The 13,118-nt window shown below is 69.8% G+C and carries 15 protein-coding genes and 1 tRNA gene; 12 read left to right on the forward strand and 4 right to left on the reverse strand.

Going from position 1 to position 13,118, the window contains the following annotated elements:
* Positions 1-340: 340 nt before the first annotated feature.
* From C8E83_RS00855 to C8E83_RS00875, 5 genes are all read left to right on the forward strand, one after another.
* The gene (locus C8E83_RS00855) at positions 341-787 is read left to right on the forward strand and encodes a MaoC family dehydratase N-terminal domain-containing protein (RefSeq protein WP_121371662.1); all 447 of its coding nucleotides are present in this window, start codon (positions 341-343) and stop codon (positions 785-787) included.
* Positions 784-1,215, forward strand: a complete 432-nt coding sequence (locus tag C8E83_RS00860) for a MaoC/PaaZ C-terminal domain-containing protein (protein WP_121367996.1) — start codon at positions 784-786, stop codon at positions 1,213-1,215. The genes C8E83_RS00855 and C8E83_RS00860 overlap by 4 nt, the downstream gene beginning before the upstream one ends.
* Positions 1,212-2,342 carry a UDP-N-acetylmuramate dehydrogenase gene (locus C8E83_RS00865; RefSeq protein WP_121367997.1) on the forward strand — a complete coding sequence of 377 codons (1,131 nt, stop codon included), beginning with the start codon at positions 1,212-1,214 and terminating at the stop codon, positions 2,340-2,342. Before C8E83_RS00860 ends, C8E83_RS00865 begins: the two co-directional genes overlap by 4 nt.
* Before the next feature lie 91 nt (positions 2,343-2,433).
* A complete protein-coding gene (locus C8E83_RS00870) occupies positions 2,434-3,462 on the forward strand; it encodes an ATP-binding cassette domain-containing protein (protein ID WP_121367998.1) in 1,029 nt (342 codons plus the stop codon).
* A gap of 2 nt (positions 3,463-3,464) precedes the next feature.
* Positions 3,465-4,223 carry an ABC transporter permease gene (locus tag C8E83_RS00875; protein WP_121367999.1) on the forward strand — a complete coding sequence of 253 codons (759 nt, stop codon included), beginning with the start codon at positions 3,465-3,467 and terminating at the stop codon, positions 4,221-4,223.
* Here C8E83_RS00875 and C8E83_RS00880 read toward each other — a convergent pair.
* Positions 4,220-5,452: a pyridoxal phosphate-dependent aminotransferase gene (locus tag C8E83_RS00880; RefSeq protein WP_121368000.1), complete on the reverse strand. Its 1,233-nt coding sequence runs from the start codon at positions 5,450-5,452 to the stop codon at positions 4,220-4,222. The two genes, C8E83_RS00875 and C8E83_RS00880, sit on opposite strands and share 4 nt — an antisense overlap.
* 205 nt (positions 5,453-5,657) lie before the next feature.
* Here C8E83_RS00880 and C8E83_RS00885 point away from each other — a divergent pair.
* The 5 genes from C8E83_RS00885 to rplA all read left to right on the forward strand — a co-directional run bounded on the left by C8E83_RS00885 (position 5,658) and on the right by rplA (position 8,506).
* Positions 5,658-5,730 (forward strand) — tRNA-Trp (locus C8E83_RS00885).
* Positions 5,731-5,850: 120 nt separating this feature from the next.
* Positions 5,851-6,132: a preprotein translocase subunit SecE gene (gene secE, locus C8E83_RS00890; RefSeq protein ID WP_121368001.1), complete on the forward strand. Its 282-nt coding sequence runs from the start codon at positions 5,851-5,853 to the stop codon at positions 6,130-6,132.
* A 105-nt stretch (positions 6,133-6,237) separates the two neighbouring features.
* Entirely contained in the window at positions 6,238-7,194 is a 957-nt protein-coding gene (gene nusG / locus C8E83_RS00895) for a transcription termination/antitermination protein NusG (RefSeq protein WP_121368002.1), read from the forward strand.
* Positions 7,195-7,309: 115 nt separating this feature from the next.
* Positions 7,310-7,741: a 50S ribosomal protein L11 gene (gene rplK, locus C8E83_RS00900; protein WP_121368003.1), complete on the forward strand. Its 432-nt coding sequence runs from the start codon at positions 7,310-7,312 to the stop codon at positions 7,739-7,741.
* 75 nt (positions 7,742-7,816) lie between these two features.
* Complete coding sequence (gene rplA, locus C8E83_RS00905) at positions 7,817-8,506, forward strand: 50S ribosomal protein L1 (protein WP_121368004.1); 690 nt, start codon at positions 7,817-7,819, stop codon at positions 8,504-8,506.
* A gap of 64 nt (positions 8,507-8,570) precedes the next feature.
* Here rplA and C8E83_RS00910 read toward each other — a convergent pair whose 3' ends face one another.
* Positions 8,571-9,560: an NADP-dependent oxidoreductase gene (locus C8E83_RS00910; RefSeq protein ID WP_245981316.1), complete on the reverse strand. Its 990-nt coding sequence runs from the start codon at positions 9,558-9,560 to the stop codon at positions 8,571-8,573.
* Between the two features lie 133 nt (positions 9,561-9,693).
* Between C8E83_RS00910 and C8E83_RS00915 the strand changes: the two genes are divergently transcribed.
* The gene (locus C8E83_RS00915) at positions 9,694-10,338 is read left to right on the forward strand and encodes a Pr6Pr family membrane protein (protein WP_121368005.1); all 645 of its coding nucleotides are present in this window, start codon (positions 9,694-9,696) and stop codon (positions 10,336-10,338) included.
* On the opposite strand, the gene C8E83_RS00920 is transcribed toward C8E83_RS00915, so the two are convergent.
* A complete protein-coding gene (locus C8E83_RS00920) occupies positions 10,325-10,942 on the reverse strand; it encodes a YqaJ viral recombinase family protein (protein WP_121371664.1) in 618 nt (205 codons plus the stop codon). The two genes, C8E83_RS00915 and C8E83_RS00920, sit on opposite strands and share 14 nt — an antisense overlap.
* Before the next feature lie 35 nt (positions 10,943-10,977).
* The gene (locus tag C8E83_RS00925) at positions 10,978-12,171 is read right to left on the reverse strand and encodes an ROK family transcriptional regulator (protein WP_121368006.1); all 1,194 of its coding nucleotides are present in this window, start codon (positions 12,169-12,171) and stop codon (positions 10,978-10,980) included.
* A gap of 160 nt (positions 12,172-12,331) precedes the next feature.
* Between C8E83_RS00925 and C8E83_RS00930 the strand changes: the two genes are divergently transcribed.
* Entirely contained in the window at positions 12,332-13,072 is a 741-nt protein-coding gene (locus tag C8E83_RS00930; RefSeq protein ID WP_121368007.1) for a sugar phosphate isomerase/epimerase family protein, read from the forward strand.
* Positions 13,073-13,118 lie beyond the last annotated feature (46 nt).

The raw sequence follows: 13,118 nt of genomic DNA on the forward strand, positions 1-13,118 counted from the left end.
CAGCATACGGAGAACGCCGCTCACGGGCCCCGCCCGCGCGCAGAGCGCAGAGCCTCAGGCAGGCACGGCCCCGCACGAAGAATGGCCCCCGCTCTGCAGGCGGAGGCCATTCTGTGCGACCGGTCGGCACAGCATCCCCGTGGGCCCGATTGGAGGAGGGCCCGTGGCGGATCAGAACCCGGGTGATCTGCCGCGTCGGCAGAACGGTCGCGTACGTCGAGTTACCATCCCAGACGTGACGGTCATGGTACGCCTCTGTTGACACGGTGAACAGGGGGTCGACCCCTGATTTTCACCGGGTTCGCAGGAGCAGACGAGGCCCCGCCGTAGACTCGTGGCCGTGTCAGTGAACCCCGACCTCGCGGGGCGGACCTTCCCGCCCGTCGCCCCCTACCTCGTCGGCCGTGAGAAGATCCGCGAGTTCGCTCGCGCCACCGCGTCGACGAGCCCGCTCTCCCTCGACCCCGAGGCCGCCCGCAAAGCCGGCTACGCCGACGTCGTCGCGCCGCCGACGTTCGCGATCGTGGTGCAGGAGTCGACCCTCCAGCAGCTCCTCGCCGAGCCCGACGCCGGCATCGACTTCTCGCGCGTCGTCCACGGCGACCAGCGCTTCACCTACACGCGCCCGATCGTCGCCGGCGACGAGCTCACCGCGACGCTCACCGTCGCGGGCGTCAAGTCGCTCGGCGGCCACTCGATGGTCACCGCCGAGTCGGTCATGGTCGACGGCGCCGGAGCCCACGTGGTCACCGCCGTCTCGACCCTCGTCGTCCGGGGCGACGAATGAGCGCCGCGCTCGAGGTCGGCGCCGTCGTCGCCGAGAAGACGCTCACGCTCACCCGCGACTCGCTCGTCCGCTACGCCGGCGCCTCGGGCGACTTCAACCCGATCCACTACCGCGACGACGTCGCGACGTCGGTCGGCCTGCCCGGCGTGCTCGCGCACGGCATGCTCACGATGGGCGTGGCCGTGCAGCCCGTCGTCGACTGGCTGGCCTCCGAGTCCGGGCCGGGCGTCGGCGGCTGGGTCGCCGACTACCAGGTCCGCTTCACCCGACCCGTCGTCGTCGACCCCGAGACCGGTGCCGAGCTCACGATCTCGGCGAAGCTCGGGCAGGTCGACGAAGCCGCGAAGACCGCGCGCGTCGACCTCACCGTGACCTTCGACGGCCAGACCGTGCTCGGCAAGGCCCAGGTGCGAGTGGCCTGGGCGTGAGCGACGCCGCCGCCCCGGGGCAGCCCGTCCTCGCCGACCTCACGACGATCGGCGTGGGTGGCCCGGCCGTCCGCCTGGTCGAGCCGACCACCGGCGACGAGCTGCTCGCCGCGGCGCGCGACGCGTTCACCTCCGACGAGCCGTGGTTCGTCCTCGGCGGGGGCTCGAACCTCGTCGTGGCCGACGACGGCTTCGACGGCACGGTGATCCGCGTGGCGACGCGAGGCATCGAGGTCCTTTCCGAGACCGACGACGGCGTCAGGATCCGCGTGGCGGCCGGCCACCCGTGGGACGACCTCGTCGCCGAGACCGTCGCCCGCGGCTGGTCGGGCATCGAGGCGCTCTCCGGCATCCCCGGCTCCGTCGGAGCGTCGCCCGTGCAGAACATCGGCGCCTACGGCCAGGAGGTCTCGGCCACCGTCGTCTCGGCCGACTTCCTCGACGCCGACACCCTGGAGTTCGTCCGAGTTCCGCGCGCGAACATGGGGCTCGCGTACCGCACCAGCGTGTTCAAGGCCGGCCAGTCGCATCCTGCGCGCCCCGGGGTCATCACCGCCGTCGAGTTCGAGCTGCACAACGGAGGCGGAGTCTCCGAGCCTGTCGCCTACGCCCAGCTCGCCTCGGCCCTCGGCGTCGCGCTCGGCGACCGTGTGCCCGTCGCGGATGTCCGTGACCGGGTGCTCGCCCTGCGCGCCTCGAAGGGCATGGTGCTCGACCCGGCCGACGCCGACACGCGCTCCTGCGGCTCGTTCTTCACCAACCCGATCGTGTCGCCCGAGGCGCTCGAAGGGGTGCCCGCCGACGCACCCCGGTGGGAGTCGAGCCCCGAGGCGCAGGATGTAGCGGTTCCCCTCGGCGAGCTCCCCGCCCCGCCACCGCCCCCGGCCCCCGCGGCCGTGAAGCTCTCGGCGGCGTGGCTGATCGAGCACTCGGGAATCCCGCGCGGCTTCTCCCTGCCCGGCTCGCGGGCGGCGATCTCGTCGAAGCACACTCTGGCGATCACGAACCGCGGGGGAGCGACGGCCGCCGAGGTGACGGAGCTCGCGCGCTTCGTGCAGAGCCGTGTGGCGTCGGAGTTCGGCGTGCTGCTGCACCCCGAGCCGATCCTGCTCGGGGCGTTCCTCTAGCGGTTCGTCGGGCGCCGGCCAACACTGGTGAAATGTCAGTGGTCTGTGGTCCACTTGTCGCACTTGCAAGCGCGACGAAGGGCTTCTCCACATGGCTTCACGCACGCACAGGCCGCCCTCCGGCGGCGCCCCGGTCATCGAAGCGCGCGGTCTCGCACGCACGTTCGTCACCCGCAAGGGCCGGGAGAAGAGCGAGGTGAAAGCCGTCGCCGGCGTCGATCTCACGGTCTCCGACGGCGAGATCGTCGGCTTCCTCGGCCCCAACGGCGCCGGCAAGACCACGACGCTCCGCATGCTCACCACCCTGCTGCAGCCGACCGCGGGCACCGCGACGGTCGCCGGGCACGACCTCCTCGACGACCCGGTCGGCGTCCGGCGGTCGATCGGCTACGTGTCGCAGAGCGGCTCGACGTCGCCGGTCGCCCTCGCGGGGGAGGAGATCGTCGACCACGGCATGCTCTACGGCGTCTCGCGAGCTCAGGCCGAGCGCCGCGGCCGCGAGCTCTTCGACCAGCTCGACCTCGACGGCCTCTGGGGCCGCAAGCCGTCGACCATGTCGGGCGGCCAGCGGCGGCGCCTCGACATCGCGATGGGCCTCGTCCACGACCCCACGCTGGTGTTCCTCGACGAGCCGACCACCGGCCTCGACCCGCAGGCCCGCTCGAACCTCTGGACCCACATCTCCGACCTCCGCGAGAAGCGCGGCAGCACGGTGTTCCTCACGACGCACTACCTCGACGAGGCCGACGCGCTCTGCGACCGGATCCTCGTGATCGACCACGGCTCGATCGTCGCCAGCGACACCCCGGAGGCCCTCAAGCGCGGTGTCGCCGGCGACCTCGTCGAGCTGGTGGTCGCCGACGAGGCCTCCGTCCGAGTGGCCGCCGAGCGCCTCGCGGCGGCGGCCGGCGTCTCCGAGCGATCGGGGGACGACACGTCGGTGACGGTCGACGAGCGGCTGGTCTCGGCGCGCGTGCGAGACGCCGGAGCGCGTGTGCCCGAGCTCCTGCGGGCCCTGGATGCCGACGGCATCGCGCTCGAGTCGATCGAGGTGAGGCGGCCCACCCTCGACGATGTGTTCCTCGACCTCACCGGCCGCTCGCTGCGAGAGGGGGAGTGACCATGACCGCCTCGTTCTGGCGCGAGACCGGCATCGTGTTCCGCCGGCAGATGCGCATCGCGCTCCGCAACCCCGCGTGGGTGATCATCGGGCTCGTGCAGCCGATCCTCTACCTCTGCCTGTTCGGGCCGCTGCTCAAGCCGCTGGCCGGCCAGCTCGGCACGACCAACGCCTACACGCTGTTCGTGCCCGGCCTGCTCATCCAGCTCGGCATCTTCGGGGCCCTGTTCGCCGGGTTCAGCCTCATCGCCGAGTGGCGTGCCGGCGTGATCGAGGCCGAGCGCGTGACGCCCGCGAGCCGCACGGCGCTGCTGTTCGGGCGGATCCTGCGCGATGTCCTGCAGCTCTTCGTGCAGGGCGTGGTGCTGATCGGCCTCGGCTTCGCGTTCGGTCTCCGGGGCAACCTCGTCGGCATGTTCTTCGGGCTGATCCTCACCGTCGCCCTCGGCACGGCCTGCGCCGCCGCGTCCAACGCGATCGCGCTGACGACGAAGAGCGAAGACGTCATGGCGCCCCTCATCAACAGCGTGGCGCTGCCCGTCCTGCTGCTCTCGGGAATCCTGCTGCCGATGACCATCGCACCGCAGTGGCTTCAGACCGTGAGCGACATCATCCCGACGAAGCACATCGTCGACGCCGTGCGCGAGCTGTTCTCGGGCGCGTGGACCCTCGAGCTGCTCTGGGGCGTGCTGTGGACCGTCGTACTCGTCACCGCCGCCCTCTGGTGGGGCACCCGCACGTTCAGGAGAGAGAACGCCTAAGCGAAGAGCTTCTGGAGGCGCTGCACGCCCTCGAGCAGGTCGTCGTCGCCGAGCGCGTACGAGAGGCGGAGGAACCCGCTGGGCCCGAACGCCTCGCCGGGCACGGTCGCGACCTCGGCCTGGTCGAGGATCAGGTCGGCGAGCTCGAGCGACGTCGTCGGCGTGACGCCGCCCCACTCGCGGCCGAGCAGCCCGGTCACGTCGGGGTAGACGTAGAAGGCGCCCTCGGGGGTCGGGCAGTTCACGCCGTCGATCCTGTTGAGCTCGCGGACGATCACCTGGCGCCTCGCGTCGAAGGCCTGGCGCATGGTCTCCACCGACTCCTGCGAGCCCGTGAGTGCCGCGATGGCCGCGCGCTGCGAGATGTTCGACACGTTCGACGACAGGTGCGACTGCAGGTTCGAGGCCGCCTTGGTGACGTCTGCGGGCGCGATCATCCAGCCCACGCGCCAGCCGGTCATGGCGTAGGTCTTCGCGACGCCGTTCACCAGGATCGCCGTGTCGGCGAGCTCCGGCACCGCCTGCGTGATCGAGACGGCCTTGACGCCGTCGTAGACGAGGTTCTGATAGATCTCGTCGGTGATCACCCAGATGCCGTGCTCGAGCGCCCACTCGCCGATGGCTCGCGTCTGCTCCTCCGAGTACACGGCGCCGGTCGGGTTCGACGGCGACACGAACAGGAGCACCTTCGTGCGGTCGGTGCGTGCGGCCTCGAGCTGCTCGACGGTCACCAGGTAGCCCTGGTCGGACCCCGCGAACACCTCGACGGGCACACCCCCGGCGAGCTTCACGGCCTCGGGGTAGGTGGTCCAGTACGGGGTGGGCAGGATCACCTCGTCGCCGTCGTCGACGATCGCCGCGAACGACTGGTAGACGGCCTGCTTGCCGCCGTTCGTGACGATCACCTGCGAGGCGGTCACGTGAGTGCCGGAGTCGCGCAGCGTCTTCTCGGCGATGGCCTGGCGCAGGTCGGGGAGCCCGGCGGCGGGCGTGTAGCGGTGGTTCTTCGGGTCGCGGGCCGCGGCGACAGCGGCCTCGACGATGTGGTCGGGCGTCGGGAAGTTCGGCTCGCCGGCCGCGTAGCTGATGACGTGCTTGCCGTCGGCCTGCAGCGCCTTCGCCTTGGCATCGACCTTGAGGGTCGCCGACTCAGCGATCGCGGCGATGCGGGCGCTGAGGCGAGGGTGTGCGGTGGCGGACGAGGGCGTGGTCTGGGCCGAGCTGTTCACGCCGTCGAGCCTAGCCGGGAGGCCGCCGTAACACGACAGGCCGATCCTGGCCAACTGGACTTGCCCAGGAAACTGCACCTACACTGTTCTGCGGTGGTGGAATCCACCAAGCTTTTCCATGCCTGCGATGCATCGGTTCCGGTGCCGCGCAGACGACCGACCCGCAGGGGGTGGGCGAGAAGTTCGACCGGGTTCCGCAGATCCTAGGGCGGTGGCTCAATTGGTAGAGCAGCGGTCTCCAAAACCGCAGGTTGCAGGTTCGAGTCCTGTCCGCCCTGCAGCCCTGTCCGCGCACGACGCGCGGGCTGGACGAACGTCCGCGAGCGTGCAGCGCGACCGGGCAGTGTCCACAGGATTCATTGTCCTGAGGCACGAGTGACCTGGAAGGCAAGTGCGTAGTGGCGAGAAAAGACGTTGACGTTCCCGACGAGGACGTCGTCGCGATCGCGAGGGCCGACGGCGCCGCGCGTCGTGGGCGTTTCGCGCGGATCGCGCTGTTCATCCGCCAGGTCATCAACGAACTGAAGAAGGTCGTCACCCCGACGCGCCGCGAGCTGTTCGGCTTCACCGGTGTCGTGCTCGTGTTCGTCGTCATCATGATGGCGCTCGTCTTCGGTCTCGACACCCTGTTCGGTTTCGTCGTGCAGTACGTCTTCGGAAACGGCGTCAACGCCTCGTAACCCCGAGACCGGTCGGTCGTGACGATCGACCAGGTCGCAGGATCGGGTACACCCGCACGCAGACAGCACTCCGACAGCCCGCCCCAGACAACGGAAGAAGAAGCCTTGCCCAAGAACGAGCGCGACGACATCGATCTCGCCACCGCCGCCGAGCAGTCCTCGGAGGTCGAGGAGGTCCAGGAGGGCTCCTCGCAGACCGCCGACGAGGACAGCGTCGAGGCCGCCGAGCAGCGGGCCCTCGAGATCGACGAGACGAACGCCGAGGGCACCGACGCGATCACGAACCTCGACGACCTGCTCGACTCGCTCGACCAGTCGGAGGACGAGCAGGCCGACGCCGTCGTCGACGACGCTCTCCAGGTGAACACCGCCGACGACGCCGAGGCCGCCATCGAGGCGACCGAGGACGAGGAAGAGGTCGACGAGGAGGACGAGGCCGAGGTCGACCCGTACGAGGCCTTCCGCTACGAGCTCCGCGGCAAGCCGGGCAAGTGGTACGTCATCCACTCCTACGCGGGCTTCGAGCGCCGCGTGAAGCAGAACATCGAGAACCGCATGGTCTCGATGACCATGGAGGACTTCATCTACCAGGTGGAGGTCCCGATGGAAGACGTCGTCGAGATCAAGAACGGCCAGCGCAAGCTCGTCACGCGCGTCCGCATCCCCGGCTACGTGCTCGTCCGCATGGACCTCAACGAGGACTCCTGGTCGGTCGTCCGCCACACCCCGGGCGTCACGGGCTTCGTGGGCAACGCCCACAACCCCACGCCGCTCCGCTTCGAGGAGGCCTTCAACATGCTGAAGAGCCTCGTCCAGGTGCAGGAGGCCGCCCCGGCCGCCAAGGGCTCGTCGAAGGGCGCGAAGGCCGCCCAGCGGGTCATCCCGGCCGAGGTCGACTTCGAGATCGGCGAGACGATCACCATCAAGGAGGGCTCGTTCGCCGGCCTTCCCGGAACGATCAACGAGATCAAGCCCGAATCGGGTAAGCTCACTGTGCTCGTTTCGCTGTTCGAGCGTGAGACGCCTGTCGAGCTGTCGTTCGACCAGGTCACGAAGCTCTGAACCGACACAAGACTTTAGGCCGTCAGGCCTGAATCACCGGATCGAGCCCTTCGGGGCGTCCGGGAGAGCACGGTGCAACCGCACCGGGTTCGAATCCACAAGAGAGAAGAATCACATGGCACCGAAAAAGAAGGTCACTGGTCTGATCAAGCTTCAGATCAACGCCGGCGCCGCGAACCCCGCCCCGCCCATCGGCCCGGCCCTGGGTCAGCACGGCGTGAACATCATGGAGTTCTGCAAGGCGTACAATGCGGCCACCGAGTCGCAGCGCGGCAACGTGATCCCCGTCGAGATCACCGTCTACGAGGACCGCTCGTTCACCTTCATCCTGAAGACCCCGCCGGCCGCCGAGCTCATCAAGAAGGCCGCCGGCCTCGCCAAGGGCTCCGCCACGCCGCACACCGTCAAGGTGGGCAAGCTGACGATGGACCAGGTCCGCGAGATCGCCCAGACCAAGCAGGCCGACCTCAACGCGAACGACATCGACGCCGCGGCGAAGATCATCGCCGGCACCGCCCGCTCCATGGGCATCACGGTCGACGCGTAGTCCGTCCTCCACTCAGACAACCGTGGGAGAGCCGGCCAGGCTCGCAACCACACTCTCGAAATCAGGAGATTTCACATGGCTCAGAAGTCCAAGGCGTACCGCGCCGCTGCCGAGAAGATCGAGGCAGGCAAGCTCTACACCCCGTCCGAGGCCGTCGCGGTCGCCCGTGAGACCGGCTCGAAGAAGTTCGACTCGACCGTCGAGGTCGCGCTGAAGCTCGGCGTCGACCCGCGCAAGGCGGACCAGATGGTGCGCGGCACCGTCATCCTGCCGCACGGCACCGGCAAGACCGCCCGCGTCATCGTCTTCGCGACGGGCGCTGCGGCCGAGGCCGCCATCGCGGCCGGCGCCGACGAGGTCGGCGGCGACGAGCTCATCGAGAAGGTCGCCGGCGGCTACACCGCGTTCGACTCGGCCGTCTCGACCCCCGAGCTCATGGGCAAGGTCGGTCGTCTCGGCAAGGTGCTCGGCCCGCGCGGCCTCATGCCCAACCCGAAGACCGGCACGGTCACCCCGAACGTCGGCCAGGCCGTCAGCGACATCAAGGGCGGAAAGATCGAGTTCCGCGTCGACAAGCACGCCAACGTGCACTTCGTCGTGGGCAAGGCCGGCTTCACCACCGAGCAGCTCAACGAGAACATCGACGCCGCTCTCGAAGAGGTCATCCGCCTCAAGCCGTCCTCGTCGAAGGGCCGCTACATCACCAAGGGCACCGTCTCGACCACCTTCGGTCCTGGCATCCCGCTCGACATCAACGCGCTGTAGGCGACGGTCGACAGAAGGCCCGCACCCCCTCGGGGTGCGGGCCTTCTCGCGTCGTGCGCGTCAGCTACTCGTCGGCGACCCGCAGCACGAGCTTGCCCCGGGTGTGGTGCTGCGCGAGCCGACGGTGGGCGTCCGCGACGTCCTCGAGGTCGTACACGTCGTCGACGTAGACGGTCACGTCGCCCGAGTCGATCAGGCGCGCGATGATCGCGAGGCACGTGGCGTCGGGGGCGGTCTCGTAGCCGGTGAGCCTCGCCCCGGCGCCGTTCGCTCGATCCTGCAGCCCCGGCACCTCGCGCGGAGGAACGTGGATCATGGTGCCCCCGAGCCTCAGCACCTCGATCGATCGCAGCGCGACGTCGTCGTCGTCGACGAGGTCGATCACGACGTCGACGACCGGCACTTCGTCCTCGAACAGACCGGCCGTGTAGTCGACCACCTGGGCCGCGCCGAGCTGACGCAGCCACGAGGCGTTGCGCGTCGAGGCCGTGGCGATCACGTGCGCGCCGAAGTAGGCGGCGAACTGGACCACAAAGTGACCCACGCCACCGGCGGCCGCGTGCACCAGGATCCGCTGGCCCTCGTGCGCCTTGGCCACATCGACGACGATGCCCCACGCGGTGAGCGCGGCCAGCGGCACTGCCGCGGCCTCCACGTGCGAGAGCGACGCCGGCTTCCTCGCAACCGAGAGCAGCGGCACGCTCACGTACTCGGCGTATGTGCCCGCCGCACGGGGCACCGACGCGACGCCGTAGACCTCGACGCCGGGCTTCAGCGTGCAGGCGGCATACGGACTCTCGACGACGACGCCCGAGAAGTCGCAGCCGAGCACCGCGGGCAGCTCCGGGGTGCCGCAGGAGCCGACGCGTCCGGCGCGCGCATCGGCGTCGAGCGGGTTGACCCCGGCCGCGATCACGCGGACGAGCACCTCCGACCCGAGGCGGCTCGGCGTCGCGATGGTCGCCTCGGTGAGCACGTCCGGCTCGCCGTTCTCGGTGATGACCATGGCTCGCATCGTGGCGGTCAGGGTCGGCCTTTCGGTCGTCGTCTTCATCGAGGGCCTTCCGTGGTTCAGGCTGGCCGGGCTCTTCTCGCGGCCCGGCGGCGTCCTCTCAGTCAAGTGGCGGCGTGAGTCCGATGTGTTTCGGGGGTGTCAAGCCTCGGGAAACTATCGATACGCTGAAAGGGTGAGACTCCTCTTCGGTTCCGTGCGCCTCGCCGTCGCGGTCGCGGTCGTCATCGCCGTGGCGTGCCAGTGGGCGCTCAGCCTCAACTCGCCGGTCTACGCGTTCGCCAACTTCTTCGGCTACTTCACGATCCAGAGCAACCTCATCGTGGCCGCGGTCATGGCGATCTCCGGCGCGCTGCTGGTCATGAACCGGGTCCAGCCGCACTGGCTGGTCCTCGCGCGCGCCGCCGCGACGGCCTACATCGCGACGACCGGCGTGGTCTTCAACGTGCTGCTCGTCAACGCGAGCCTCGACCAGTCGTTCAGCCTGCAGTGGGCGAGCGACGTCATGCACCGAGTCGTGCCGCTCGTCGTCGTGCTCGACTGGGTCTTCTTCGGCGACCGCAGCCGGATCCGGTGGTCTCGCCTGTGGTGGTTCCTCGCCTACCCGCTCGTCTGGGTGGTCGTGATCCTGCTGCGCGGCCAGAGCTTCGTGCCCTACCCGTTCCTCAACGTCGTGAAGCTCGGCTGGGGCGTCGTGCTGCTCTACTGCCTCGGCATCGCCATCTTCATCGCGGGGATGTCCGCGATCGTCATCTGGCTGAGCAGGTATCGGATCCTGACGTCGCCGGCGATCGACCTGCAGACCGTCAGCGCACGGTAGCGGCGAGGGCCTCGAGCACCTGGTCGGCGAGGTGGATCAGCTGCTCGATCTCGTCGTCGTCGCGGTCGACCCAGCGGCACTCCGGCTCGGCGGCGATCGGCACGAAGTCGACGTGCTGCTCCCAGACGACGAGCGTGCGCTCGGCGCCGAGGACGTACTGCTGCCACCACACCTGGCGCAGGTACGAGCGGGGGATCGACCGCCACGCCTTGGCCGTGGTCTTGATCTCGGCGAGCTCGAGCGTGCCGTCGGCCCGGACCCCGACGCCGTCGGGCGTGGCCAGGTGCAGTCGCTGGCCGCGGGCGTGGAAGAGCTTCGTGCTCGGGTCGATCCGGTGGTGAACCTTCACCCAGCGGGCGATCTCGGGCTCGCGATTGCGACCGTGGTCGGTGTAGGCGTTGCCCGAGAAGGTCGAGCCGAACAGCTTCTCGTTCACGACGGCCCGCACCGCCGCGGGGCTGGACAGACGGGCGACGTCGGTCGCGGTGATGCCTCGGCTGCGCGCCCGCAGCCAGGCGACGCGGTCGGACGAGTCGGCCAGGATCCGGTCGGTGTGGAGCCTCGCGGGCAGCGGCTCGTCCCAGAGGGAGAGAGTCGGCTGCACGAGGGTCACCCGACCATTGTCGCCCACGCCGGGCGTCAGAGCGCTTCGGCCGCCAGGGTGTCGAGGCTTTCGGGCGCGAGCGCGTGGTGGATGGCGAGCATGCTCGCACCGAGGATCGCCGCGCGGTCGGCGGCGCGCGACTGGACGATCGTGAGGTGCTCGGTCGCGAGCGGCATCGATCGCGAGTAGACGACCTCGCGGACGCCGGCCAGCAGGTGCTCGCCCGCCTCCGACATCGAGCCGCCGATGGCGATGACGGAGGGGTTGATGAGGTTGACGCAGGTGGTGAGCACCTCGCCGATGTCGCGCCCAGCCTGACGCACGGCGCGGACGGCGTCGATGTCGCCTCGGCGCACGAGGTCGACCACGTCGGATCCCCGGCTCACGTCGATCCCCTCGGCGCGCAGCGCGGCGACGATCGCCGGCCCGGACGCCACGGCCTCCAGGCAGCCGGTGTTGCCGCAGCGGCAGGCGATGCCGTGCCCGCGGCTGACCGGGATGTGCCCGATGTCGCCGGCGATGCCCTGGGCGCCGCGCTGCAGCTGTCCGCCCGAGATGATGCCGGAGCCGATGCCGGTCGCGACCTTGAGGAAGAAGAGGTGGTCGACGTCGGGCCACGAGTACGTGCGCTCGCCGAGGGCCATGATGTTGACGTCGTTGTCGACGTACACGGGCACGTCGATGTGTCGTCGCACCCAGCCGGGCACGTCGAAGGCGTCCCAGCCCGGCATGATCGGCGGGTTCACCGGGCGACCGGTGGAGAACTCGACGGGCCCGGGCAGTCCGATGCCGGCGGCGATGAGGTCGCCGCGCGTGCGGCCGAGTCGGCCCAGGAGCCGGTCGACCTGCTCGACGAGGAACGTCAGGACGACCTCGGGGCCGAGGTCGATCGGCAGCCGCTCGCGGTGGCTGATGAGCTCGTCGCCGAGAAGATCGGTGAGCGCGACGTGCGCGTGGCTCGCGCCGAGGTCGGCGGCCAGGACGATGCGCGACGAGGGGAGCAGGGCGATGCGCGACGGCGGCCGACCGCCGGTCGAGACGGCATCGGCGACGGGGCCGATGAGGCCGAGGTCGGTCAGCGTGTCGAGGCGCAGACCGATGGTCGAGCGGGCCAGACCGGTGAGCGCGGCCAGCTCGGCGCGGGTGCGCGGGGCGCCGTCGCGGAGGAGCTGGAACAGGTCGCCTGCTCCGGTGGATCCGAGGGCAGACGAGCGGATCGCGTCTGACATGAAGAGAGTAAAGCACAGGTTCCGACGGCCGTCAGGAAAAGATGTCGATGAACACGCTACTTTTGCTTGACCATCGACAGAAGTGCCCCTAGTGTGAGACCCGATCGACGCGGATGCCCGCGCGCTCACGGTTTCGACGCACTCGACGAGGAGGCACGCGGTGACGACGGTTCCACTCTCCGTTCAGCTCTACACGGTTCGCGAGGCCATCGCCGCCGATCTCCCGGGCACCCTCCGCCGCATCGCCGACCTCGGCTTCACGCAGGTCGAGCCCTGGGGCTTCGTCGAGAGGGTCGACGAATACGCCGAGCTGCTGCCGGCGCTCGGTCTCGCCCCGACGAGCGCGCACGCGCGTCTGGTGGGGCAGGATCTCGGCCCCATCGTCGCCGCGGCGAAGCGCCTGGGCATCGGCACCCTCATCGACCCCCACATCGACGACGCCCGCTGGACCACCCGCGACGGTGTCGAGGGGGTGGCCGCCGACCTGAACGCGATCGCCGCCGAGCTCGCGCCCGAGGGCATCGCGGTCGGCTACCACAACCACGCGTTCGAGCTCGAGAACCTCATCGACGGCGTCCCGGCCCTCGAGGTCCTCGCCGGGCACCTCTCGCCCGAGGTCGTGCTCGAGGTCGACACCTATTGGGTCGAGGTCGGCGGGCAGGATGCCCCCGAGCTCCTCGGCCGACTCGGCGACCGGGTCCGCTTCCTCCACGTGAAGGACGGCCCCATCACGAAGGACGACGCGCAGCAGGTCGCCGTCGGCGCAGGCTCGATGCCCGTCGTCGAGATCCTCCGCGCAGCTCCTCGCGCGCTTCCCGTCATCGAGCTCGACGACCACACCGGCGACGTGTTCACGGCCATCGCCGACAGCGTCGCGTATCTCGAGAGCGTGCTCGGCTGAGCCGCCTCCCTCCGACCCTCATTTCCTCCCTTGTCCCCGACGCAGC

Origin of the sequence: Frondihabitans australicus (genome assembly GCF_003634555.1) — a bacterium.
Taxonomy (GTDB): domain Bacteria; phylum Actinomycetota; class Actinomycetes; order Actinomycetales; family Microbacteriaceae; genus Frondihabitans; species Frondihabitans australicus.